The organism is Pseudomonas aphyarum (assembly GCF_028657055.1).
In the GTDB taxonomy this organism is placed as follows: domain Bacteria; phylum Pseudomonadota; class Gammaproteobacteria; order Pseudomonadales; family Pseudomonadaceae; genus Aquipseudomonas; species Aquipseudomonas aphyarum.
Genome location: NZ_JAMDGS010000014.1, coordinates 400,854 through 424,956, shown reverse-complemented (window position 1 = coordinate 424,956; position 24,103 = coordinate 400,854). Strand labels below are relative to the sequence as shown.

Annotated in this window: 18 protein-coding genes; 6 read left to right on the top strand and 12 right to left on the bottom strand. The window is 61.7% G+C overall.

Annotation, left to right across the window (positions count from 1 at the left end; all coding sequences use genetic code 11):
• Positions 1 to 100: 100 nt before the first annotated feature.
• The 11 genes from M5G18_RS22730 to bioB form a co-directional block, all read right to left on the bottom strand.
• Positions 101 to 1,879, bottom strand: a complete 1,779-nt coding sequence (locus M5G18_RS22730; RefSeq protein ID WP_102685698.1) for an acyl-CoA dehydrogenase C-terminal domain-containing protein — start codon at positions 1,877 to 1,879, stop codon at positions 101 to 103.
• Positions 1,880 to 2,063: 184 nt separating this feature from the next.
• Complete coding sequence (locus M5G18_RS22725; RefSeq protein ID WP_273896297.1) at positions 2,064 to 3,860, bottom strand: acyl-CoA dehydrogenase C-terminal domain-containing protein; 1,797 nt, start codon at positions 3,858 to 3,860, stop codon at positions 2,064 to 2,066.
• Between the two features lie 90 nt (positions 3,861 to 3,950).
• Positions 3,951 to 5,240: a GGDEF domain-containing protein gene (locus tag M5G18_RS22720; protein ID WP_064380305.1), complete on the bottom strand. Its 1,290-nt coding sequence runs from the start codon at positions 5,238 to 5,240 to the stop codon at positions 3,951 to 3,953.
• Positions 5,241 to 5,451: 211 nt separating this feature from the next.
• The gene (locus M5G18_RS22715; protein WP_273896296.1) at positions 5,452 to 7,566 is read right to left on the bottom strand and encodes a cytochrome-c peroxidase; all 2,115 of its coding nucleotides are present in this window, start codon (positions 7,564 to 7,566) and stop codon (positions 5,452 to 5,454) included.
• 259 nt (positions 7,567 to 7,825) lie between these two features.
• Positions 7,826 to 9,631, bottom strand: coding sequence for a phenylacyl-CoA dehydrogenase (locus M5G18_RS22710; RefSeq protein WP_085609075.1), 1,806 nt, complete (start codon positions 9,629 to 9,631; stop codon positions 7,826 to 7,828).
• Positions 9,632 to 9,906: 275 nt separating this feature from the next.
• Positions 9,907 to 10,203: a pyrroloquinoline quinone biosynthesis protein PqqE gene (locus M5G18_RS22705; RefSeq protein ID WP_273896295.1), complete on the bottom strand. Its 297-nt coding sequence runs from the start codon at positions 10,201 to 10,203 to the stop codon at positions 9,907 to 9,909.
• Positions 10,204 to 10,309: 106 nt separating this feature from the next.
• Positions 10,310 to 10,990, bottom strand: a complete 681-nt coding sequence (gene bioD, locus M5G18_RS22700; RefSeq protein WP_007959854.1) for a dethiobiotin synthase — start codon at positions 10,988 to 10,990, stop codon at positions 10,310 to 10,312.
• A complete protein-coding gene (gene bioC, locus M5G18_RS22695) occupies positions 10,987 to 11,793 on the bottom strand; it encodes a malonyl-ACP O-methyltransferase BioC (RefSeq protein WP_273896294.1) in 807 nt (268 codons plus the stop codon). Before bioC ends, bioD begins: the two co-directional genes overlap by 4 nt.
• Positions 11,786 to 12,517, bottom strand: a complete 732-nt coding sequence (locus M5G18_RS22690; protein WP_134333627.1) for an alpha/beta fold hydrolase — start codon at positions 12,515 to 12,517, stop codon at positions 11,786 to 11,788. The genes bioC and M5G18_RS22690 overlap by 8 nt, the downstream gene beginning before the upstream one ends.
• Complete coding sequence (gene bioF / locus M5G18_RS22685; RefSeq protein WP_273896293.1) at positions 12,510 to 13,688, bottom strand: 8-amino-7-oxononanoate synthase; 1,179 nt, start codon at positions 13,686 to 13,688, stop codon at positions 12,510 to 12,512. Before bioF ends, M5G18_RS22690 begins: the two co-directional genes overlap by 8 nt.
• 68 nt (positions 13,689 to 13,756) lie before the next feature.
• A complete protein-coding gene (bioB, locus tag M5G18_RS22680; RefSeq protein WP_007959840.1) occupies positions 13,757 to 14,812 on the bottom strand; it encodes a biotin synthase BioB in 1,056 nt (351 codons plus the stop codon).
• 91 nt (positions 14,813 to 14,903) lie between these two features.
• Between bioB and M5G18_RS22675 the strand changes: the two genes are divergently transcribed.
• From M5G18_RS22675 to rarD, 5 genes are all read left to right on the top strand, one after another.
• Positions 14,904 to 15,644 (top strand): ComF family protein, encoded by a 741-nt coding sequence (locus tag M5G18_RS22675; RefSeq protein WP_273896292.1) that lies wholly within the window; start codon positions 14,904 to 14,906, stop codon positions 15,642 to 15,644.
• Between the two features lie 58 nt (positions 15,645 to 15,702).
• A complete protein-coding gene (locus M5G18_RS22670) occupies positions 15,703 to 16,467 on the top strand; it encodes a TOBE domain-containing protein (RefSeq protein WP_273896291.1) in 765 nt (254 codons plus the stop codon).
• Positions 16,468 to 16,535: 68 nt separating this feature from the next.
• Positions 16,536 to 18,437 (top strand): PhoX family protein, encoded by a 1,902-nt coding sequence (locus tag M5G18_RS22665; protein ID WP_273896290.1) that lies wholly within the window; start codon positions 16,536 to 16,538, stop codon positions 18,435 to 18,437.
• A 116-nt stretch (positions 18,438 to 18,553) separates the two neighbouring features.
• Positions 18,554 to 19,528 carry a serine/threonine protein kinase gene (locus M5G18_RS22660; RefSeq protein WP_085609068.1) on the top strand — a complete coding sequence of 325 codons (975 nt, stop codon included), beginning with the start codon at positions 18,554 to 18,556 and terminating at the stop codon, positions 19,526 to 19,528.
• Between the two features lie 66 nt (positions 19,529 to 19,594).
• Positions 19,595 to 20,482, top strand: a complete 888-nt coding sequence (rarD, locus tag M5G18_RS22655) for an EamA family transporter RarD (RefSeq protein WP_007959831.1) — start codon at positions 19,595 to 19,597, stop codon at positions 20,480 to 20,482.
• Positions 20,483 to 20,705: 223 nt separating this feature from the next.
• On the opposite strand, the gene M5G18_RS22650 is transcribed toward rarD, so the two are convergent.
• Entirely contained in the window at positions 20,706 to 21,224 is a 519-nt protein-coding gene (locus M5G18_RS22650; RefSeq protein ID WP_011336250.1) for a glycine cleavage system transcriptional repressor, read from the bottom strand.
• 454 nt (positions 21,225 to 21,678) lie between these two features.
• On the opposite strand from M5G18_RS22650, the gene M5G18_RS22645 reads away from it, so the two are divergent.
• Positions 21,679 to 23,856 (top strand): malate synthase G, encoded by a 2,178-nt coding sequence (locus M5G18_RS22645; RefSeq protein WP_273896289.1) that lies wholly within the window; start codon positions 21,679 to 21,681, stop codon positions 23,854 to 23,856.
• Positions 23,857 to 24,103: the final 247 nt, after the last annotated feature.

The window sequence follows — 24,103 nt, the reverse complement described above, 5'->3', positions numbered from 1 at the left end:
CGCGACGTCCATGGAAAGTAGATTAGCTCTGGATCCAATCTACGCCTATGGGAGAACAGCAGCACGTCATGTAAGAGATCGCTTACATGACGTTACATCATCAAAACTGCGCAGCATCCAGCAGGAACAGCGACTCGCTGCCGGCCTTGACCGACGCGCTCAACGAGTGAATCCGCGGCAGCAGACGGGCGAAATAGAACCGCGCCGTGCCGAGTTTGCTCGCGTAGAAATCGTCCTGCGCTTCTTTGCCCAGCGATGCCTTGGCCATCAGTGCCCACATGTAGGCATAAGCGGTGTAGCCGAACGCTTGCAGATACTCGACCGATGCCGCGCCGATTTCGTTCGGGTTGGTTTTCGCCCGGTCCAGCAGCCACGAGGTCAGCTCGTCGAGGGTGTCGACGGCGTCATTCAGCGGCTTGGTGAACTCGCCCAGATCGGCACTGGCAGTCGCAGTGAAATGACGGATCTCGTCGGCAAACAGTTTGTAGAACGCGCCGCCGCTGCCGACGATCTTGCGACCCACCAGGTCCAGCGCCTGAATGCCGTTGGTGCCTTCGTAGATCTGCGTGATGCGCACGTCACGTACCAGTTGCTCCTGGCCCCACTCGCGGATGTAACCGTGGCCGCCGAAGATCTGCTGGCCATGGACAGTGGTTTCCAGACCCAGATCGGTCAGGAACGCCTTGGCCACTGGCGTCAGCAGCGCAACCAGATCTTCCGCACGTTTGCGGGTGGCGGCGTCTTCGCTGAACTTGGCGGTATCGAGTTGCATTGCCACGTAGGTGGAGAACGCACGGCCGCCTTCGTTCGAGGCTTTCATGGTCAGCAACATGCGACGCACGTCCGGGTGGACGATGATCGGGTCGGCCACCTTGTCCTTGTTCTGCGCGCCAGTCGGCGAACGGCTTTGCAGGCGGTCGCGGGCGTATTCGATGGCGTTCTGGTACGAGCGCTCGCCGGTGGCCAGGCCCTGGATACCGACACCCAGACGCTCGTAGTTCATCATGGTGAACATCGCGGCCAGGCCCTTGTTCGGCTCGCCGACCAGGTAACCCACGGCTTCGTCGAAGTTCATCACGCAGGTAGCGGAGGCCTGGATGCCCATCTTGTGCTCGATCGAACCGCAGTTCGCCGGGTTGCGCGCGCCCAGGCTGCCATCGGCATTGACCATGAACTTCGGCACCAGGAACAGCGAAATGCCCTTCGGCCCCGCCGGTGCGTCCGGCAGCTTGGCCAGCACCAGGTGGATGATGTTTTCGGTCAGGTCGTGCTCACCGCCGGTGATGAAGATCTTGGTGCCGCTGACCTTGTAGGAACCGTCGGCCTGAGGCTCGGCCTTGGTGCGGATGATGCCCAGGTCGGTGCCGGCATGCGGTTCGGTCAGGCACATGGAACCGGCCCAGACACCGGCGTACATGTTCGGCAGGTAAGCGGCTTTCAGCTCTTCGCTGGCGTGGGCGTTGATCGACAGGCAGGCGCCGGCGGTCAGCATCGGGTACAGACCGAAGGACAGGCTGGCGGAGTTGACCATCTCTTCGACCTGGGCCGACACGGCTTTGGGCATGCCCATGCCGCCGTAGGCCGGATCACCGCCAACGCCGACCCAGCCACCTTCGGCATAAGTCTGATAGGCCTGTGGGAAACCGGCCGGCGTGGTGACGGCACCATCGGCCCAGTGGCAGCCTTCTTCGTCGGCCGCGCGGCTCAGGGGTGCGATGCTTTTGCTGGTGACCTTGCCGGCCTCTTCGAGAATGGCTTCAACGGTTTCCGCGTCCACGGTCTCGGCCAGGGCCGGCAGTTCGGCCCAGAGTTTGGCGACTTCGAACACTTCATTGAGGACGAAGCGCATATCGCGCAGCGGCGCTTTGTAGTCAGCCATGGCAAACCTCGCAAAGATCTAAACAGGTGATTCGTGGAAGGGTGTTTTCGTTGAGCTGGAGTGTAACCCAACAACTTTTGCGACACATAGGGTCAGGCGGTGACTGATTTGTTATTTTTAGTCACCAGCAACCAACCATAAAGAAGCCCGCAATCAGCGGGCTCTTTTGTTTAACAGGGGCGTGTTACAGCGCGAACAACTGCGCCGGCAGTTTCATCAGGCAATCGCTGCCCGCCTCGATCGCCGAACGATGCGCCGCGGTACGCGGCAACAGACGCTTGAAGTAAAACTCGCACGTCGCCAGTTTGCCCTGGCAGAAATCGCCATCACCCTCGCCCGACTCCAGTTGCGCCTGGGCAACCAGCGCCATGCGCAACCACAAGTAGCCGAGAACGATGTAGCCGCTGTACATCAGGTAATCCACCGACGCGGCGCCGACTTCATCCGGGTTTTTCATCGCGGCCATGCCGACCTTCATGGTCAGCTCGCCCCACTGTTGATTGAGGCCATCGAGCTGCGCAACAAACTCACCCAGTTGCGAATGCCCGGTATTGGCGGCGCAGAACTTGTGGACGATTTTGGTGAAGTTGCGCAGCAGCTTGCCCTGACTGCCCAGCACTTTGCGCCCGAGCAGATCCAGCGCCTGAATGCCGTTGGTGCCTTCGTAGATCGGCGCGATCCGGCAATCGCGAACCAGTTGTTCCATGCCCCACTCGCGGATAAATCCGTGGCCACCGAACACCTGCATGCCGTGGTTGGTCACTTCCAGCCCGGTGTCGGTCATGAACGCTTTGCAGATCGGCGTCAGGAACGCCAACAGGTCTTCCGCCTCCTGACGCGCCTCGGCGTCCGGGCTCAGGTGCGCGACATCAAGCATTTGCGCGGTGAAATAGGTCAGCGCGCGGTTGCCTTCATTGAAGGCTTTCATGGTCAGCAGCATACGGCGCACGTCCGGGTGGACGATGATCGGGTCGGCCGGTTTGTCCGGGGCTTTGGCGCCGGTCAGGGCACGCATCTGCAAGCGGTCGTTGGCGTATTTGATTGCGCCCTGGAAACTCGCTTCGCCCAGACACAGGCCCTGCATCCCGGTGCCGAGCCGTGCGTGGTTCATCATGGTGAACATGCAGTTCAGGCCTTTGTTCGGCTCGCCGATCAGGAAGCCTTTGGCGTCGTCGAAGTTCAGCACGCACGTGGCCGAAGCCTTGATGCCCATCTTGTGCTCGATCGAGCCGCAGGAAACGCCGTTGCGTTCCCCCGCCTCGCCGGCTGCATTCGGGAGGAATTTCGGCACGATGAACAGCGAAATCCCCTTAGTCCCGGCCGGGGCGTCCGGCAGTTTGGCCAACACCAGATGAATGATGTTGTCACTCATGTCGTGCTCGCCGGCGGAGATGAAAATCTTGCTGCCGGTGACCGCATAACTGCCGTCGGCTTGTGGAACGGCGCGGGTCTTGATGATGCCCAGGTCGGTGCCGCAATGGGCTTCGGTCAGGCACATGGTGCCGGTCCACTGACCGGCGGTGAGTTTGCGCAGATAGGTGTTTTTCTGTTCTTCGGTGCCGTGGGCGTGGATCGCCGACATGGCGCCGTGGGTCAGGCCCGGGTACATGCCCCACGAGGTGTTGCTGGAGGCGACCATTTCGCTGATCACCAGCCCCAGCGAACTTGGCAGGCCCTGGCCGCCGTAAGCCGGATCTGCCGCCAGACCGTGCCAGCCACCTTCCACGTATTGTGCGAAGGCCTGCTTGAAGCCTGTAGGCGTTGTCACCACGCCATTGTCGAAATGGCAGCCTTCTTCGTCACCGCTGCGATTGAGCGGTGCCAGAACGTTCTCACAGAACTTCGCGCCCTCGTCGAGGATCGCGTTGATCATGTCCGGGCTGGCGTCGTGGGCGCCGAGGGCCGCGTACTGAGTGTGGAAGTCAAAGACGTGGTCGATCAGAAAGCGCATGTCGCGCAGGGGAGCTTTGTACTCGGGCATGGTGGCTTCTCCTTCAGCAGATTGCTTCAACCTACTGCCGGCCACCCTGCCCCACAATCACTGTCCAGACGCTGAATGCGCCGTCATCACTCAACCTGCGGCGCTGTCCATGCGCACCGCGCCACGTCGGTTCTGCCCGAACGCCATCACGCAGTTACGGCCTGCGCCCTTGGCGCTGTAGAGCGCCTGGTCGGCGGATTTCAGCACTTCTTCCGGGGTGCGCTGTTCCAGACGTTCGGCCACGCCGATGCTGACCGTGACCGACACGCTGGATGCGCCCGAACCCGAGCGACGCTGACGGCCCTGCTGATCATCCTGCGGGCGACTTTCCTGATTTCGCAGCTGGATGTTGTAGGACGCAATCGACTCGCGGATGACTTCCAGGTGCGGCATGCACTCTTCAAGAGTCTTGCCCGCAAACACCAGGGCGAATTCCTCACCGCCATAGCGATACGCCCTACCGCCGCCGCTGATTTTGGACAGCTTGCTGGCGACCAGACGCAAGACCTGATCCCCAACGTCGTGGCCGTGGGTGTCGTTGAATTTCTTGAAGTGATCGACGTCGCTCATCGCCAGCACATAGTTGCGCCCCAAACGCTGCATGCGCTCGTTGAGTGCGCGGCGGCCCGGCAGACCGGTGAGCTCGTCACGGAAGGCCATTTGATACGCCTCATGCGCTACCGCTGCAGCAATCATCAGCATCACCTGGCTGCACATGATATTCAGGGTGAACGGCAGGATGAAGGTTTTCGGCAGCATCCAGAACACTCCGAGCAACCCCACCAATTGCGCGGCGTGCAGCGGACGCGGGTTGCGCCAGTATTGCCAGGCCAGCAACAGGAACGCCGAGATGAACACCGGATACGACAACTGGATCAGGCTCATCCACGCGCCGTGCAGCGCTGGCCAGCGGATCTCGGAAAGCCACATCAGCAACGCCTGCGGGTAACTTTGCTCAAGCCCCAGCGCCACGCTGCCAAAGGCCAGCAGCACGGCGAAGCGCGCGACCATGTCCTGAAACAGGTGCGTGCGTTCCTGCCACGCGGCGAATAGCCCGAACAACAGCGGCAACAGCAGACAGACCAGGTGGAACACCACGGCCGCGTCTTCGCGCACCTTGCCGTTGTCGCGGTAATAGTCGGTCTGGGTGTCGAGCAGGAAGTAGGCGATGTACACCGTGACCATCAGAAACAGCTCGCGCTGGCGTCGGTAAACCGCACAGTACGAACCGCCCAACAGCAGCACCAAGGTCGGCAACACGTTAAACAGCGAGGTGAAGAACACGTTGAGGTCTTTGACGTACGCAGCCGCCAACCCCGCGAGCAACAACAGCAGTGAAGGTAGGAAATGACTGAAACGTACAGCGGAAGAACGCGGCAAGGGTAAAAGCTCCGACCCGTCATGGCAAAGAGATGGCATTGTGCCTGCAATGTGGCCAGTTAAGCACACACAATGTGATCCAGATCACAGGCTGTCTCTTTAACGGCCGAATTCGGCGGTTGCTGAGGGATTTAGTCAGGTTTTTTGCGCAATGGCCGCTAGACGGCCACCATGGCCATCATTCTTGATGGCCATGGTGTTTTTTTTCTGCTCAGAGATCGTTGTAGAACGGCTGCAATGGCCCCTCTGCCGCCGGCCGGCCTTCAGCACCGTAAGGCTTGAGATTGAGCGATGCGTCCATCGCCTGACGTGTCGTGACTTTCGGACTGGCCGGGCGCTGGGTCACGGCATTCTCGTCGCCGATGTGGCCCTGTGGGATCACCAGCGACGGATGATCGAACGGTGCCCGTTCCCAGGCTACGCGCGGATCGGTCAGGCCGACTTCCATGAATTTCACCACGGCATCGATTTCGGCAGGCGTCAGGTTCAGCGCCGTCATGTCCGGATCGAGGTTGGAGGTGTTGTGCTGGTTCACCGCCGGATGCTCGAAGCCGCTGGTGTTGTTGGCGTCTTCCCCGCGCCGGTCACCGCCACGGTTGTAGAACTCCATCACCTGTTTGAGCGTCGAGCGGCTGCCGTTGTGGAAGTACGGCCCGGTCAGGGCGATGTTTCGCAGGGTCGGAGTCTTGAACGCGCCGTCGACCGAGTCGCGGAAACCGACATTCGGTTTGAGTGTGGCATCGCACGGAATCGCCGCACTCAACGGTGCCTCGAACGTACAGACATCGACGTCCAGCGGATCCACCGACCGGCCGCCCTGCAACACGCTGTTGTACTGACGGGTGAACGACCATGGATTGCCCCACGCATCCGCGCCGCCGAGGGCGAGGTCTTCCGAAGTCGGGCGCACACCGGTGTTGTAGAAGCCGTTGTCATAAAGGGTGGTCAGGTTGTCGGCCATCACCATGCGTTCGATGCGTTCGCGTGGATGCATCAGCAGGCGGCTGGCGGCGTTGGTCAGCTCCGGTCCGCCGTGGCAATTGACGCATTTACCCTTGCCGAGAAACAGGTTCATGCCCTCGACCTGTTGCGCGTTCATGGCCGTGTGATCGCCTTGAAGGTAGGCGTCGATCGGCGCCTGATCGGACACCAGCGTCGCCTCATACATCTGGATCGCCAGACCGAAGAACAGCGGGAAGTTGGCTTCCATCTGGGTGTACGGCGCGCCGCCCACCAGAACGTTTTGCGTGGCGTTCCACAGCCGGGGCTGGAAGGCGTTCTTGATCAGTTCGCGATAGGTCGGCCGCCGTGCGCCGGACACCGGAGCCAGCACCGAATCGGTGGATGAGATCCGCTGCTGCTTGAGCATCAGCGTGTCGAGCATCCTTCGGCCGATATCGGCAAAGGTGCGGCCACCGCAGGACATTTCCACCGGGCTGCCGGGCGGGCCGACGGCTTGCGAGGCGGCAGAGGCGTCGTTGAGCGCCAGCCGCACTTTGGTGGCGACCGTGCTGCGTTCACTGGTCACGTAAATCCCGGCATCCGGGTCGCGATTGCCGAACGGCGAGAAGCCGTTGAACACGTTATTGGCCCGACCGTCCCAGAAGTTGCGCACGTTGAACGCGGCGTTGATCACCGACGGCGCATTGCGCCCGGTGCTGCGTCGAACGTTGATGCCGCCGACCTGAAACAGGCCGTCCGGCTGCTGGGTGCATTTGTCGAAACGCGGCTGGTTGGGTTTGACGAAGTTGGCGTCGAAAACGCCTTGCGAGCCGACCACGTCGTCGGTCGAGTACACGATGGGCGAGTTGCGCTCCAGCGGATTGCTCAGCACATGGGTCGGGAAGTCGGTTTTCTTCAGCGTGTAGTTCGGGCCGCCCTTGCCGCCGGACAACGTCGCGTAGGACGCCACGTCACCGGGAATGTCCGACGCCACAAACGGCTTGTTGAAGATCGACGCGACGTTGGCGTTGGTGTGCGCCTGGCCGGGGTTGAGCTGGTTGGTGATGCGGTGATCCACGCCGGCGTGGTAGTGGCAGGACGCGCAGGCCGTGGAGCCATCACTGCCGATCTCCATGTCCCAGAACAACGCTTTGCCCAGCAGGATCGCAGCCTGACGATTGAGCACGTAGTCGGTCATCAGGTCGACCTTGCGTCCGCCCTCGGTCCCGGACGGATCGGGAGGCACCATCCCGCGCAACGATTGCAGCGAAGGGACTTCCGGCACCGGGGGATCGACTTCGGCGGGGTCGGCAGCCCATGCGCTGTGGACTGAAAGCGCAACGGGTAACCAGAAGGACAAACGAGCGAGTCGACTGATGTTCATAGGCTTCACCCTGACTGTTGTTGTTAAGTGCCGGGCGTCTTGCTTCTTTGAGCAGGCAGTTCTGGTTAGCACCGGTAAATCGGGCAGTGCAATTAATTGGCCACTCTTCTGGAAACATTTTGAATCAATAAGCGCAGGGGTTCGGCCAAGCAGCGCCATCATCAATGCTGGGGAATCAGCCCCGGGATTGGGGAAATCCGGGCAAAAAAAACCGCTGCCCCCGAAGGAACAGCGGTTTTTTGAAGGACTGCGTTAAGGCTTAGTAGCCCAGTGCGAAGTCTTCTTCTTTCATGTCCATCAGGTTGTTGGCGCCCGACAGCATGGTGGCCACGTGCGTACGGGTACGCGGCAGGATGCGCTGGAAGTAGAAGCGCGCGGTTTGCAGCTTGGCGGTGTAGAACGCCTCGTCGGTGGTGCCGGCAGCCAGTTTTTCGGCAGCCAGACGCGCCATGTCAGCCCAGAAGTAGGCCAGGCAGGCGTAACCGGAGTACATCAGGTAGTCCACGGAAGCCGCGCCGACTTCTTCGCGATCTTTCATGGCGGCCATACCGACCTTCATGGTCAGCTCGCCCCACTCTTTGTTCAGTGCAGCCAACGGGGCGACGAATTCTTTGACGGCTTCGTTGCCTTCGTTGTTCTGGCAGAACTTGTGGACGATCTTGGTGAAGCCTTTCAGAGCCTCGCCTTGAGTCATCAGCACTTTACGGCCCAGCAGGTCGAGTGCCTGGATGCCGGTGGTGCCTTCGTACAGCATCGAGATGCGGCTGTCGCGAACGTTCTGCTCCATGCCCCACTCGGCGATGAAGCCGTGGCCGCCGTAGATCTGCACGCCGTGGTTGGCGGATTCGAAACCGACTTCGGTCATGAACGCTTTGGCGATCGGAGTCATGAAGGCCAGCAGTGCGTCGGCTTTCTTCTTCTCTTCTTCGTCCACGCCGTACTTGACGATGTCGACCTGTTTGGCAGTGAAGTACACCATCGCACGGTTGCCTTCGGCGAATGCCTTCATGGTCAACAGCATGCGGCGTACGTCCGGGTGAACGATGATCGGGTCAGCGGCCTTGTCCGGCGCTTTCGGGCCAGTCAGGGAACGCATTTGCAGGCGATCGCGAGCGTATTTCAGGCCACCCTGGAAGCCGATTTCGGCGTGAGCCAGACCTTGCAGCGCGGTACCCAGACGTGCGGTGTTCATGAAGGTGAACATGCAGTTCAGGCCTTTGTTCGCCGGGCCGATCAGGAAACCGGTCGCGCCGTCGAAGTTCATCACGCAGGTCGCGTTGCCGTGGATGCCCATCTTGTGTTCGATCGAACCGCAGGTCACAGCGTTGCGTGCACCGACGGTGCCATCAGCATTCGGCATGAACTTCGGAACGATGAACAGCGAGATGCCTTTGGTGCCGGCCGGTGCGTCCGGCAGGCGGGCCAGCACGATGTGGACGATGTTGTCGGCCATGTCGTGTTCACCGGCCGAGATGAAGATCTTGGTGCCGGAGACTTTGTAGGAACCGTCGGCCTGAGGTTCGGCCTTGGTACGCAGCATGCCCAGGTCGGTGCCGCAGTGCGGCTCGGTCAGGCACATGGTGCCGGTCCATTCGCCGGAGACCAATTTGGTCAGATAGGCTTCTTGCTGCTCTGGGGTGCCGTGCTCGGAGATGGTGTTCATCGCGCCGTGCGACAGGCCCGGGTACATGCCCCACGACCAGTTGGCTTCGCCGACCATCTCGCTGACAGCCAGACCCAGCGACTCAGGCAGGCCCTGACCGCCGTGCTCGACGTCATGGGCCAGGCTTGGCCAGCCGCCTTCCACGAATTGCTTGTAGGCCTCTTTGAAGCCGGCCGGGGTTTTCACGCCGGACTCGCTCCAGGTGCAGCCTTCGGTGTCACCCACGCGGTTCAGCGGTGCCAGCACCTGCTCACAAAACTTGGCGCCCTCTTCGAGAATGGCGTCAACCATGTCCGGCGTTGCGTCTGCACACGCTGGAAGGCTCTGATAGTGCGCTTCGTAGCCGAGCAGTTCGTCACGAACGAAGCGAATATCACGCAAGGGGGCCTTGTAGTCAGGCATAGCGATAAACCTCTGCTGATGTAACCGGGAATGAACGACCGCGTTGATTTGTTGTGACGGTCAAACAGTTGTTTGAAACATACGTTTACGCCGAAATCTTGTCAAGCTTCGTTCTTTTGCCATTCGTCATCACATTTTCCGAACGCCGGACACAGCAACACGACATGCGCCCGACCGAGCCATGTGCACTGAAAAAAGATTAGTTGAGGGAGAAGGACTTACAACGAAAAACGCCGCGAACAGTCGCGGCGTCTGGCAAAGCGCAGATCAAAAAATCAGGCGAACGTATCGATGATCGTACCGAGCATTTCATCGGAAGCCTTGGCGACTTTCACACCCAGTTCCGCCTGAAACTTGCCCTGGGCCATCTCGACCACGTTGCTCGCCAGGTCCGATTGCTGGGCGCGATCCACGGAACGCAGGCGATCGACCTGCACTTCCGAAGACTGACTAGTGACCGAACGCTCGATGGTGCTGCTGGCGATCTGGCTGGCGGCCTGATCGACGCGGTTCTGTCCGGTCTGAATGGTGCTCAGACCTGCATAAAAAGCTGTGTTTCCGGAGATTTCCATGGGAGCTCTCATCCTTGGGAAGGATCAATGGGTGCCATTGAAACAGAGGCGTCAGAAAAACACCCGTCAAAAACACTAATGGCACAGTGCCTTGTCATAGCCAAAATCAGTCGAGCAGATCCAGTTGCAAGTGATCGGCGACCGCTTCAGCGCTGACCGCCTTGAGCTTCGGCACCCGCCCCAGGCACGGCGCCGGAATCCGCTCGGCAAGTGTCGCCAGGTTTTCCTCCAGCCGCGACGTCTTCGGATCAATGATGTTCGCCACCCATCCCGCCAGTTGCAGCCCGTCCCGAGCAATCGCTTCGGCAGTCAGCAATGCATGGCTGATGCAACCCAGACGTACACCGACCACCAGAATCACCGGCAACTTCAAAGCAATCGCCAGATCCGACAGATTGTCCTGATCCGCCAACGGCACCCGCCAGCCGCCCGCGCCTTCGATCAGCGTAAAGTCGGCATTCATGGCCAGAATCTCGCGCATCGGCGCCAGCAACGATTGCACGGTCAGCGCCACACCCGCCTCACGCGCTGCCAGATGCGGCGCGATCGCTGGCTCGAACGCCACCGGGTTGACCTGTTGATACGTCAGCGGCAACGAGCATTCGGCCTGCAACGCCAGCGCATCGGAATTGCGCAAACCTCTGGGCGTCACCACACAACCGGACGCCACCGGTTTGCCCGCTGCCGTACTCAATCCCGCCGACCGCGCAGCGTGCAACAATCCGGCGGCGACGGTGGTCTTGCCAACGTCAGTGTCGGTTCCGGTGATGAAATAGGCTGCGCTCATAAGGGTTTCTCCAACACGGCGTAGACCACCTGATAAGTCGCCGGCAAGCCCTGCGGCTGACGGAACTGCTCGTAGGCTTCGACCAGCCCCAGAATCCGCGCCCGTCCGGTCAAACCACCCGGCCGGCCAGGGTTCAGGTTATGCGCGCCCAAGGCCTTGAGTTCATGGGTCAGGCTGCGCACATCCGGGTAATGCAGCACATGCGGCCGGTTCTCCAGACAGACACTGCGCAAGCCACTGGCCGCGCACAATTGCTCGTAGCGGGCGAACTCGCGGAAGCGGTTGACGTGCACCAGACCATCGACCTGACGCCAGCTGTCGCGCAACTCGTACAGCGTCCCTACACAAAGACTAGCAAACGCAAAAATCCCCCCCGGTTTCAGCACCCGAAACGTTTCGCCGAGCACCGCTTCGAAGTCCGCGCACCACTGCACGGCGAGGCTGGAGAAGATCAGATCACACGTCGAATCCTGCAACGGCAAACGTTCGGCATCGCCAGCAATGAAGTGTGTGGCCCCACCCAGCGGCCGCGCGTGATTGAGCATGCCCTCCGCGATATCCAGCGCCAGTCCCTCACCAAATCGCTCGGCCAGCGCCCGGGTGAAATACCCGGTGCCACAGCCCAGGTCCAGCCAGCGTGCCGGCCGAAAATCCACCGGCAAGCGATTCATCAACTGCGTACCGACATCGCGCTGCAACTCGGCGACGCTGTCGTAGCTGGCCGCTGCACGAGAAAAAGAAGCCGCGACCTGACGCTTGTCAGGCAAGCCGCCGGGCAACGCCGCAACAGACAAATCAGTCATCACCGCACTCACTTAAAAACGCCTGGATCGCACCGGCCACACCGTGGGGGTCTTCCAGAAGAAACGCATGGCTGGCCTGCTCGATCAGACCCACTTCGACATCTGCCAGCAACGCGAACAGCTCGCCCGCGGCTTCCGCCGGCACCAAACCGTCCAGCCCGCCGAACAGATGCAATTGCGGGCCACGAAACGCCTGCAAGGCTTCACGCGTATCGATCTGCGCCAACAACTCCAGACCGGCCATCAACGCGGCCGGCGAGGTATTCGGCGCGCCGCCGAGCAACAGCCGCGACAAACCGCGCGCGTCTTGCGCGCCCTGGGCGCACAGCAGAGAGAATCGTTTGAGGGTCGTGCGCGGGTCGGCGCTGCAGCCGGCCAGAAACGCATCGAAGGTCTCGCCGGGCATCGCGCTCGGCCACTGTTCATGGGCGACAAACGAAGGATTGCTGGCCAGGGTCAGCAAGCCGCAGCAATGTTCGCCACGCCGTGCCGCCAACTCGGAAGCGAGCATGCCGCCCAGTGACCAGCCACCGAGCCATGCATCTTCGGGGATGCGCTCATCGAGTTCGTCGAGCCAGTCGTTCAGATCGCTGGAGTCCAGCTCCGGCAACGGCTCGATATCGACCTGCAGATGCTCGTCGAGTCCGCGCAACGCAGCGGCCAGCGGCTCCAGCGGCGAAACGCCGAGGCCCCAGCCCGGTAGCAGAATCAGGCGATCACGCATGGCTTGGCTCCGACTTGAGTTGAGCAAAGCAATCGGCCAGTCCCTCTAACAATAGCTGCACCTGTGCCTCGCTGTGGGCGGCGGTCAGCGTCACCCGCAACCGCGCACTGCCGGCAGGCACGGTCGGCGGGCGGATCGCGGTGACCATCAGCCCACGCTCGCGCAACATCTGCGACAGACGCACGGCGCGACCGGCATCGCCGATCAGGATCGGCTGGATCGGCGTGAAGCTGTCCATCAGTTCCAGGCCGATCTGTTCCGCGCCTTGGCGGAACTGGCGGATCAACGTTTGCAGATGCTCGCGACGCCAGTGCTCGCTGCGCAGCAGCTCCAGACTTTTCAACGTTGCACAGGCCAGCGCCGGCGGTTGGCTGGTGGTGTAGATATACGGGCGGGCGAACTGGATCAGGCTTTCGATCAGCTCTTCACTGCCCGTGACGAACGCACCCGCCGTGCCGAACGCTTTGCCGAGGGTGCCGACCAGCACCGGCACATCCTCCTGGCTCAAACCGAAATGCTCGACGATCCCGCCACCGTTTGCCCCCAGCGGGCCGAATCCGTGGGCGTCATCGACCATCAGCCACGCGCCTTTGGCCTTGGTTTCCCGGGCCAGCGCCGGCAGATCGGCGAGATCACCGTCCATGCTGAACACGCCGTCAGTGACCACCAGCGTATTGCCGGTGGCTTTCTCCAGACGCTTGGCGAGGCTGTCGGCGTCGTTGTGCAAATAGCGATTGAAGCGCGCGCCGGACAACAATCCGGCATCCAGCAACGAGGCATGATTGAGCCGGTCTTCCAGCACCGTATCGCCCTGCCCGACCAATGCCGTGACCGCGCCGAGGTTGGCCATATAACCGGTGGTGAACAACAGCGCACGCGGCCGTCCGGTGAGGTCGGCCAAGGCTTCTTCCAACTCATGATGCGGGCCGCTGTGGCCGATCACCAGATGCGAGGCACCGCCGCCGACGCCCCACTTCGACGCACCGGCGCGCCAGGCTTCGATCACTTGCGGATGATTGGCCAGGCCCAGGTAATCGTTGTTGCAGAACGCCAGCAACGGCTCACCGTCGACCACCACTTGCGGCCCTTGCGGGCTTTCAAGCAGCGGTCGCTGGCGATAAAGATTTTCGGCACGACGGGCAGCAAGGCGTGCGGCGAGATCGAAAGACATGCAAGCCTCACGGGTGGCAAATGAATCAGCAGGCGCCGCCCGAGGCAGCGTCTGAGAAGAACGGGCGATCAGACCGCCGCGTTGTAGAACTGCTCGCTGCTCTTCTGCTCCACCAGCGCCTGCTCAATGGCAGCCTGATGCACTTCGTCGGCATGCTCTTCGCGGGCTTCCGGCTGAATGCCCAGACGTGCGAACAACTGCATGTCCTTGTCGGCCTGCGGGTTGGCGGTGGTCAGCAGTTTGTCGCCGTAGAAGATCGAGTTGGCGCCGGCGAAGAACGCCAGGGCCTGCATCTGCTCGTTCATCGCTTCGCGGCCGGCAGACAGGCGCACGTGGGATTGCGGCATCAGGATGCGCGCCACGGCGAGCATGCGGATGAAGTCAAACGGATCGACGTCGTCGGCGTTTTCCAGCGGCGTGCCGGCGACTTTCACCAGCATGTTGATCGGCACCGACTCCGGATGCTCCGGCAGATTGGCCAACTGAATCAGCAGGTTGGCGCGATCATCGAGGGACTCGCCCATGCCGAGAATGCCGCCGGAGCAGATTTTCATCCCCGCATCGCGCACGTAGGCCAGGGTTTGCAGGCGCTCGCTGTAGGTGCGGGTAGTGATGATGCTGCCGTAGAACTCCGGCGAGGTATCGAGGTTGTGGTTGTAGTAGTCGAGCCCGGCCTTGGCCAGCGCTTCGGTCTGATCCTGATCGAGGCGGCCGAGGGTCATGCAGGTTTCCAGGCCCATGGCCTTCACGCCTTCGACCATCTTCAGCACGTAAGGCATGTCCTTGGCCGACGGGTGCTTCCACGCCGCGCCCATGCAGAAACGGGTCGAACCGATGGCCTTGGCGCGGGCAGCCTCTTCGAGGACTTTCTGCACTTCCATCAGCTTTTCTTTTTCCAGCCCGGTGTTGTAGTGACCGGACTGCGGACAATATTTGCAATCTTCCGGGCAGGCACCGGTCTTGATCGACAGCAGGGTGGAAACCTGGACGCGGTTGGCGTCGAAATGCGCGCGGTGCACCGTCTGCGCCTGGAACAGCAAGTCGTTGAATGGCTGAACGAAGAGTGCTTTGACTTCGGCCAAAGTCCAGTCGTGACGCAGGGTGGCGGTGGTGCTGGCGCTCATGGGCGTTTCCTTGGTTATGCTTGGCTGGCGCCTGGGGAAACGGAATACCCACAGGCACGACACGGATGTTCGGCATATTTAAGGAAGAGTCATGCGCTGTCAACCACACTACGAAAGGCCGGTTTACATCTGGTTAAAAAACGAACAGAACTGTTTATTGTGCGATGAACCGGCAGACGCGCAAATCCCTATCTGTACCGCTTGTGAAACCGATCTGCCGTGGCTGGGCGATCAATGCCTGACGTGCGCCCTGCCCTTGCCCGCTGCCGCGCTTACCTGTGGTGGCTGCCTGCAGGATCCGCCGGCCTTTGAGCAAGTGGCCGTGCCATGGGTTTATGGCTTTCCGGTGGACACGCTGATCACCCGCTTCAAGCACAACGGCAAATGGCCGCTTGGCCACTTGCTCGCCGACGTTCTCGGCGAGTTCCTGCAACATCGCTTCGAAGAAGACCTGCCTCGTCCGGACGCCCTGCTGCCGGTGCCGCTCGCACCAAAACGCCTGCGCCAGCGCGGCTTCAATCAAGCGGCGATGCTGGCGCAGTGGCTGGGCAAGGCACTCGACCTGCCTTGCGAGGAACACAGTCTGTTGCGCGTGCAGGACACCGACGCCCAGCAGGCCCTGAACGCCAAAGCGCGTAAACGCAATCTGCGACACGCCTTCGCCTTGAGCCCCGATGCCCAGATGCAAGGCCGGCACCTGGCCCTGGTCGACGACGTGCTGACCACCGGCGCCACCGCCCAGGCGCTGGCCCGTTTGCTGATGGACGCCGGCGCCGCGCGGGTGGATGTGTACTGCCTGGCCCGCACGCCAAAACCCGGCGACGCGGCTTGACGGATACGCCTCGAGCCGCCAACGTCCTCCCTCAACCCTTCAGCACAAAGCGTCCGCCATGTCCCTGCCCTCTCTGTTGTCCCAGCACATCGTCCGCCGTCCGCAGCGCATCGCCTTGCTGCAACACATCGCCGAACAGGGTTCGATCACCCGCGCAGCAAAAAGCGCCGGCCTGAGTTACAAGGCGGCGTGGGACGCCATCGATGAGCTGAACAACCTCGCGCAAAAGCCTCTGGTCGAGCGCGCGGTCGGCGGCAAGGGCGGCGGTGGCGCCAAACTGTCGAGCGAGGGCGAGCGAGTGCTGCGCCTCTATCAAAAGCTGCAAGCCTTGCAGGCTCAGGTGCTGGAAGCGGCCGAGGACGCCAGCGATCTGGACCTGCTCGGTCGGCTGATGCTCAGGACCAGTGCGCGCAATCAACTGCACGGCAAAGTCGTACTGATCGAGGGCCAAGGCCGCAACGACCTGATCCGCCTCGAACTGGCCGAGGGCCTGTCGATCGACGCACAGATCACCCACGACAGCACCGTGCATCTGGAGCTGCAACCGGGCACCGAAGTGGTGGCGCTGATCAAGGCCGGCTGGCTCGAACTGCTCGCGCCAGAGGCCACGCCTGCCGTCGGCCACAACCTTTTGAGCGGTCGGATCGAGGCGATTCTCGACGCCGAGGACGGCCCGAGCGAAGTGCGCATCGCCCTGCCCAACGGCCAGACCTTGTGTGCGCTGGCCGAACCATTGGACTTGCGCACCCGTGGCCTGACGGTCGAGCAAGCGGTGCAGGTGCAGTTTTCCCCGTCCAATGTGCTGCTCGGAACACCGCTCTAACCGCGCTGCAACGAAAGCGTCATCGACCCGCATTAAGGTGGCTGCCAAAACCATGCAGGGAGCCTGATGTGAGCCTATTAGAAGAAAACCAATCCACAGACCTGGAAAAAATGGTCGGCCTGAGCCGTCGCGGTTTCATCAGCGCCGGCGCGCTGTGCGGCGCGGCGATGTTCCTCGGCGGCAACCTGCTGAGCCGCAGCGTGCTGGCCGCCAGTGTCAGCGCCGGCAACAGCCGCCTGCTCGGCTTCGACAGCATTCCGGCCGCCACCACCGACGTCATCAGCCTGCCCAAGGGTTACAAATCCTCGGTGCTGATCAGTTGGGGCCAGCCGCTGCAAAAGAACGGCCCGGCCTTCGACCCGAGCGGCAATGGCACCGCGGCTGCGCAGGAAGTGCAGTTCGGCGACAACAACGACGGCATGAGCCTGTTCGAATTCCCGGGCGAGAAAAACCGTGCGTTGATGGCGATCAACAACGAATACACCAACTACCGCTACCTCTATCCGCACGGCGGCATGCCGCAATCGGCCGAGGACGTGCGCAAGGCTTTGGCCTGCGAAGGCGTGTCGGTGATCGAAGTGCAGCGCAAGAACGGCCAGTGGCAGTTCGTCCAGGGCTCACGCTACAACCGGCGCATCCACGGTAACTCGCCGCTGCGTATCAGCGGCCCGGCTGCCGGCCACGAGCTGATGAAAACCAGCGCCGACAAGCACGGCAAGAAAGTTCTCGGCACTTTCCAGAACTGCGCCAACGGCAAGACGCCGTGGGGCACTTATCTGACCTGCGAAGAGAATTTCACCGACTGCTTCGGCAGCAGCAACGCCCAGCAACAGTTCGACCCGGCGCAGAAACGCTACGGCGTGTCGGCCGCCAGCCGCGAGATCAACTGGCATCCATTCGATCCGCGCTTCGACATGGCGAAGAACCCGAACGAGCTCAACCGTCACGGCTGGGTCGTGGAAATCGATCCGTTCGACCCGCAATCGACTCCGGTCAAACGCACCGCGCTGGGCCGCTTCAAACATGAAAACGCCGCACTGGCCGAGACCGACGACGGTCGCGCCGTGGTGTACATGGGCGACGACGAACGCGGCGAGTTCATCTACAAATTCGTCAGCCGCGACAAGATCAACCACCGCAACGCCAAAGCTAACCGCGACATCCTCGATCACGGCACGCTGTACGTGGCCAAGTTCGACAACGGTGACAGCAACCCTGATCACCCGAAAGGCCAGGGCCAGTGGATCGAACTGACCCACGGCAAGAACGGTATCGACGCCAGCAGCGGTTTCGCCGATCAGGCCGAAGTGCTGATTCACGCACGTCTGGCGGCCAGCGTGGTCGGCGCCACGCGCATGGACCGTCCGGAATGGATCGTGGTCAGCCCGAAAGACGGCCAGGTTTATTGCACCCTGACCAACAACGCCAAGCGCGGCGAAGACGGGCAACCGGTAGGCGGCCCGAACCCGCGCGAGAAAAACGTCTACGGGCAGATCCTGCGCTGGCGCACCGACCGCGACGATCACGCGTCGAAGACTTTCGCCTGGGATCTGTTCGTGGTCGCCGGCAACCCGGGCGTCCATGCCGGTACGCCAAAAGGCGGTTCGTCGAATATCACCCCGCAGAACATGTTCAACAGCCCCGACGGCCTCGGTTTCGACAAGGCCGGACGGTTGTGGATTCTCACCGACGGCGACTCGAGCAACGCTGGTGATTTTGCCGGGATGGGCAACAACCAGATGCTCTGCGCCGATCCTGCGACCGGTGAGATTCGCCGGTTCATGGTCGGGCCGATCGGTTGCGAGGTCACCGGGATCAGCTTCTCGCCGGATCAGAAAACCCTGTTCGTCGGGATTCAACACCCGGGCGAAAACGGCGGTTCGACCTTCCCCGAGCACCTGCCGAACGGCAAGCCACGCTCATCGGTGATGGCGATTACCCGTGAGGATGGCGGGATCGTCGGCGCCTGATCGGGCGACGCTCTGATCGTTCCCGTGCACTGCACGGGAACGATCCCACTCAAGACAGCCCGTCTGCGCTACCATGCTGAGCCGGACGCGGCAGCCTGCTGCGCGCAGGAGTCAGCATGGCCCACCCGTTTGAAACCCTCACCCCAGACCTCGTGCTCGATGCCGTCGAAAGCATCGGTTTCCTGAGCGACGCGCGCATTCTGGCGCTCAACAGTTATGAAAACCGCGTCTATCAGGTTGGCATCGAAGACTCCGAACCGCTGATCGCCAAGTTCTATCGCCCGCAGCGCTGGACCAACGAAGCGATCCTGGAGGAGCACCAGTTCACCTTCGAACTGGCCGACGTCGAAATCCCGGTGGTGGCGCCGTTGATCCACAACGGCGAAACCCTGCACGAACACGCCGGTTTTCGTTTCACCCTGTTTCCCCGTCGTGGTGGCCGGGCGCCGGAGCCGGGCAACCTCGATCAGCTGTATCGCCTCGGCCAGTTGCTCGGGCGCATGCACGCAGTCGGCGGGACCAAACCGTTCGAGCACCGCGAAGCGTTGGCCGTGAAGAACTTCGGCCATGACTCGCTGACCACCCTGCTGGAAGGCAACTTCATTCCCAAGAGCCTGCTGCCGGCCTACGAGTCAGTCGCCCGCGACCTGCTCAAGCGTGTGGAAGACGTCTACGCCAACACGCCGCACCAGAACATCCGCATGCATGGCGACTGCCACCCCGGCAACATGATGTGCCGCGACGAGATGTTCCACATCGTCGACCTCGACGACTGCCGCATGGGGCCGGCGGTACAGGACATCTGGATGATGCTCGCCGGCGACCGTCAGGATTGTCTGGGACAGTTGTCGGAATTGATGGACGGCTACAACGAATTCCACGACTTCGACCCGCGTGAACTGGCGCTGATCGAACCGCTGCGCGCCCTGCGCCTGATGCACTACAGCGCGTGGCTGGCCCGGCGCTGGGACGATCCGGCGTTCCCCCGCAGCTTTCCTTGGTTCGGCAGCGAGCGGTATTGGGGCGATCAGGTACTGGCGTTGCGTGAGCAACTGTCGGCGCTGAACGAAGAGCCGTTGAAGCTTTTCTGACACGACACGTCTATACAACTGCCCGTACAATCGCTGCTTTGTTAGCTGCCTAAGCAAGGATTCTGCATGCAAGCCGCCAACCCGCGTCGCGGGTACATTCTGGGCCTTAGCGCCTACATCATCTGGGGTCTGTTCCCGCTCTACTTCAAAGCCATCGCCGAAGTGCCAGCGGTGGAAATCATCATTCACCGGGTGCTGTGGTCGGCACTGTTCGGCGCGCTGCTGTTGATGGTGTGGAAGCATCCCGGCTGGTGGCAGGAACTGCGCGATAACCCGAAACGCCTGGCGATTCTTGCGCTCAGCGGCACCTTGATCGCGGCCAACTGGCTGACCTACGTGTGGTCGGTGAACAATGGCCGGATGCTGGAAGCGAGCCTCGGTTACTACATCAACCCGCTGGTGAACGTGCTGCTCGGCATGCTGATCCTCGGCGAGCGCCTGCGGCGCATGCAGTGGCTGGCGGTCGGTCTGGCGGCGGTCGGCGTGGCGCAGCAGGTGTGGCAGGTCGGCAGTCTGCCGTGGGTGTCGCTGGTGCTGGCGCTGACCTTCGGTTTCTACGGGCTGATCCGCAAGCAGGCGCCGGTCAAGGCGTTGCCGGGGCTGGTGGTGGAAACCTGGATGCTGGTGCCGATCGCTCTCGCTTGGCTGCTGTTCAATCCGACCGCGACCAGCGCCCAGGCCGAGTTCTGGACCACCTCCGAAGCCTGGTGGCTGGTGGCGGCCGGTCCGGTGACGCTGGTGCCGCTGGTGTGCTTCAACGCGGCGGCACGGCACCTGCCTTACACCACCCTCGGTTTCCTGCAATACCTGGCACCGACGCTGGTGCTGCTGCAGGCCGTGCTGCTGTTCGGCGAGCACCTGTCGTCCAGCACGCTGATCGCCTTCATGTTTATCTGGGCCGGTCTGGCGGTGTACAGCGTCGATGCGTGGCTGAGCCTGCGCCGGCGCAGCTGATCAAAAAACACACAAACCTCCACAGGCCACGGTTCTCGTGGCCTTCATCGTTCCTTCCCAAGGTTATCCACAGCGTGATCCCCGCCGTTTGTGCGCAAGTCACTGAATGCTGGCGGTTTTTTGATCAATCTTCGCCAAGCCACGGCGGACGTGGCCTGGCGGTCAGTCTCTACAGGTTATCCACAGGCAGGTGCACTTTTAAACTGGATAACCCGATCCCTCTTCACAGGTCGGTACGCAGCACCAATTCCACCATCAAGTCATCGGCCAGGGTTTCCAGGCGCGATTGCAGCACATCCAGCGACAGGGTCAGTGGCACCGCCAGAATCGCCTCGGCATGGAACAGCGGCTCGCTGCTCATCGGTGCTGGCCGCACTTCGGTCACCAACCTTTCGAGGTTCACGCCCTGCTCGCTCAGCAACCGGGTGATGTCGCGCACGATGCCCGGCCGGTCATTGCCCACCAGCTCCATGGCGATCGGTTTCCAGGTGCAGGCCTGCTCGATACCGCTTTCGGCCACCAGCACGCGAATCCCCTGAGCCGACAAAGCTTGTAGGGCATCGACTAATTCGTCGTAAGCCTCCGCCGGCACGCCCACCCGCAGGATCCCGGCGAACTGCCCGGCCATGCGTGACATGCGGCTTTCCAGCCAGTTACCGCCGTGTTCAGCGATGCATTGGGCGATGCGCTCGACCTGCCCGGGCTTGTCCGGTGCGAAGACGGTGAGTACGAGGTGATCCATGGCGCAGCCCTCTTGTCATGACTTTTGTTATAGAAAAGCAAGTATAGGCAAGCGTTCGACAGACGCCTCAGACGCTCGAAATCACAAATCGTGTACAACTTTTTATATTTAGCTGGAACAATCCATTGGTTTTTTGAGAACATCCCGTTCCGCGCCGTGACCGCAATGCGTCATGGGGTCGCAGAACGACGTAATTAGTCTGATTTTCACAACCGCAACTCATCATGTAGTATGCCGCAGCGCGCACTACATAACGCTGGATCGATGTCTGCCCAAGGCACGTTCGCAACCCTGAAAGCCCCGTCAGCAAGGCCCCCAAGCCGTTGATTGGTCCCAGCCCAGCCGCCAGCGATGGCATGTACTGGTCGAGGGGTTTGTGGTTTAAATGGCCAGAGGCTTCATTGTTAAATTGAAGAGCTGAAAAGCGAAATAGCTGAGCAGAGTGAGGCAAGCAATGACTGAACACGTTCAAGTCGGTGGCCTGCAGGTCGCCAAAGTCCTGTTCGACTTCGTGAACAACGAAGCCATTCCCGGTACCGGCCTCACCGCCGACAAATTCTGGGAAGGTGCCGACAAGGTCATTCACGACCTGGCGCCGAAGAACAAAGCCCTACTCGCCAAACGCGATGACTTCCAGGCTCGTATCGATGGCTGGCACCAGACCCGTGCCGGTCAGCCGCACGACGCCGCGGCCTATAAAGCCTTCCTGCAAGAGATCGGTTATCTGCTGCCAGAAGCGGCTGATTTCCAGGCAACGACGCAAAACGTCGATGACGAAATCGCCCGTACCGCCGGCCCGCAACTCGTGGTTCCGGTGATGAACGCCCGCTTCGCCCTCAACGCCTCGAACGCCCGCTGGGGTTCGCTGTACGACGCCCTGTATGGCACCGACGCCATCAGCGAAGCCGGCGGCGCGGAAAAAGGCAAAGGCTACAACAAGGTGCGTGGCGACAAAGTCATCGCCTTCGCCCGTGCGTTCCTCGACGAAGCCGCGCCACTGGCGACCGGCTCCCACGTCGATTCCACCGGCTACAAGATCGCTGACGGCAAACTGGTCGTCACCCTCAAGAGCGGCAGCACCAGCGGCCTGCGCAACGACGCACAGCTGATCGGCTTCCAGGGCGACGCCAATGCGCCGATCGCAATCCTGCTGAAGAACAACGGCCTGCATTTCGAAATCCAGATCGACGCCAGCACCCCGGTCGGCCAGACCGATGCCGCCGGCGTCAAAGACATCCTGATGGAAGCGGCGCTGACCACCATCATGGACTGCGAAGACTCCGTCGCTGCTGTCGATGCCGACGACAAGGTGGTGATCTACCGCAACTGGCTCGGCCTGATGAAGGGCGACCTGGCGGAATCCGTGTCCAAGGGCGGCCAAACCTTCACCCGCACCATGAACCCGGATCGCACCTACACCAAGGTCGACGGCAGCGAACTGACCCTGCACGGCCGCTCGCTGTTGTTCGTGCGTAACGTCGGTCACCTGATGACCATCGACGCGATCCTCGACAAGCACGGCAACGAAGTGCCGGAAGGCATCCTCGACGGCCTGGTGACTTGCCTGGCGGCGATGCACAACCTGAGCGGCAACACTTCGCGCAAGAACACCCGCACCGGTTCGGTCTACATCGTTAAACCGAAGATGCACGGCCCGGAAGAAGCGGCGTTCACCAACGAGCTGTTCGGTCGCATCGAAGACGTGCTGGGCCTCAAGCGCAACACCCTGAAAGTCGGGATCATGGACGAGGAACGCCGTACCACGGTCAACCTCAAAGCCTGCATCCAGGCGGCCAGCGAGCGCGTGGTGTTCATCAACACCGGTTTCCTCGACCGCACCGGCGACGAAATCCACACCTCCATGGAAGCCGGCCCGATGGTGCGCAAGGCTGACATGAAGGCCGAGAAATGGATCGGCGCCTACGAGAACTGGAACGTCGATATCGGTCTGAGCACCGGCCTGCAAGGTCGTGCGCAAATCGGTAAAGGCATGTGGGCAATGCCCGACCTGATGGCGGCGATGCTTGAACAGAAAATCGCTCACCCGCTGGCCGGCGCCAACACTGCCTGGGTTCCGTCGCCGACCGCCGCTGCGCTGCACGCGCTGCACTACCACAAGGTCGACGTGTTCGCCCGTCAGGCCGAGCTGGCCAAACGTGCCCGCGCTTCGGTCGATGACATCCTGACCATCCCGCTGGCGGTCAACCCGAACTGGACCCCGGAGCAGATCAAGAACGAACTGGACAACAACGCCCAGGGCATTCTCGGTTACGTGGTGCGCTGGATCGACCAGGGCGTGGGTTGCTCGAAAGTGCCGGACATCAACGACGTCGGCCTGATGGAAGACCGTGCGACGCTGCGTATCTCCAGCCAGCACATCGCCAACTGGCTGCGCCACGGCGTGGTGACCGAAGCGCAAGTGATGGAAAGCCTCAAGCGCATGGCGCCGGTAGTGGACCGTCAGAACGCCAACGACCCGCTGTACCGTCCGCTGGCCCCGAACTTCGATAGCAACATCGCCTTCCAGGCGGCGGTCGAACTGGTGATCGAGGGCACCAAACAGCCGAACGGCTACACCGAGCCGGTCCTGCACCGTCGTCGTCGCGAGTTCAAGGCAGCCAACGGCCTGTAACCTGCGCTGATGCCGGACATGAAAAAGCCCTGATCTTTCGATCAGGGCTTTTTTGTTTATGGTGTCTGCCTGAGTTTTGAGTAGGGCCCGAGATCCATCCCCCTCACCCCAGCCCTCCCGAAACGTCGGACCGCCCCCAAAGGGGGCGAGGGGGAAAGGGAGCAGATCTTCGTTGTTATCAACCCCGAGTTCGACTGGATACCTCAGGTCGATGTCGTATGTTCAAACACCTCGGTCGGCTCCCTCT

What these genes read in the sequence shown, in the direction of transcription:
- M5G18_RS22650 (WP_011336250.1), bottom strand. Translation starts at nt 21,224, where the DNA reads ATGGATCACCTCGTACTCACCGTCTTCGCACCGGACAAGCCCGGGCAG.
- bioB (WP_007959840.1), bottom strand. Translation starts at nt 14,812, where the DNA reads ATGAGCGCCAGCACCACCGCCACCCTGCGTCACGACTGGACTTTGGCC.
- M5G18_RS22690 (WP_134333627.1), bottom strand. Translation starts at nt 12,517, where the DNA reads ATGCGTGATCGCCTGATTCTGCTACCGGGCTGGGGCCTCGGCGTTTCG.
- M5G18_RS22670 (WP_273896291.1), top strand. Translation starts at nt 15,703, where the DNA reads ATGTCCCTGCCCTCTCTGTTGTCCCAGCACATCGTCCGCCGTCCGCAG.
- M5G18_RS22675 (WP_273896292.1), top strand. Translation starts at nt 14,904, where the DNA reads ATGCGCTGTCAACCACACTACGAAAGGCCGGTTTACATCTGGTTAAAA.
- M5G18_RS22725 (WP_273896297.1), bottom strand. Translation starts at nt 3,860, where the DNA reads ATGCCCGAGTACAAAGCTCCCCTGCGCGACATGCGCTTTCTGATCGAC.
- M5G18_RS22715 (WP_273896296.1), bottom strand. Translation starts at nt 7,566, where the DNA reads ATGAACATCAGTCGACTCGCTCGTTTGTCCTTCTGGTTACCCGTTGCG.
- bioF (WP_273896293.1), bottom strand. Translation starts at nt 13,688, where the DNA reads ATGTCTTTCGATCTCGCCGCACGCCTTGCTGCCCGTCGTGCCGAAAAT.
- M5G18_RS22645 (WP_273896289.1), top strand. Translation starts at nt 21,679, where the DNA reads ATGACTGAACACGTTCAAGTCGGTGGCCTGCAGGTCGCCAAAGTCCTG.
- M5G18_RS22730 (WP_102685698.1), bottom strand. Translation starts at nt 1,879, where the DNA reads ATGGCTGACTACAAAGCGCCGCTGCGCGATATGCGCTTCGTCCTCAAT.
- M5G18_RS22660 (WP_085609068.1), top strand. Translation starts at nt 18,554, where the DNA reads ATGGCCCACCCGTTTGAAACCCTCACCCCAGACCTCGTGCTCGATGCC.
- M5G18_RS22705 (WP_273896295.1), bottom strand. Translation starts at nt 10,203, where the DNA reads ATGGAAATCTCCGGAAACACAGCTTTTTATGCAGGTCTGAGCACCATT.
- rarD (WP_007959831.1), top strand. Translation starts at nt 19,595, where the DNA reads ATGCAAGCCGCCAACCCGCGTCGCGGGTACATTCTGGGCCTTAGCGCC.
- bioC (WP_273896294.1), bottom strand. Translation starts at nt 11,793, where the DNA reads ATGACTGATTTGTCTGTTGCGGCGTTGCCCGGCGGCTTGCCTGACAAG.
- bioD (WP_007959854.1), bottom strand. Translation starts at nt 10,990, where the DNA reads ATGAGCGCAGCCTATTTCATCACCGGAACCGACACTGACGTTGGCAAG.
- M5G18_RS22710 (WP_085609075.1), bottom strand. Translation starts at nt 9,631, where the DNA reads ATGCCTGACTACAAGGCCCCCTTGCGTGATATTCGCTTCGTTCGTGAC.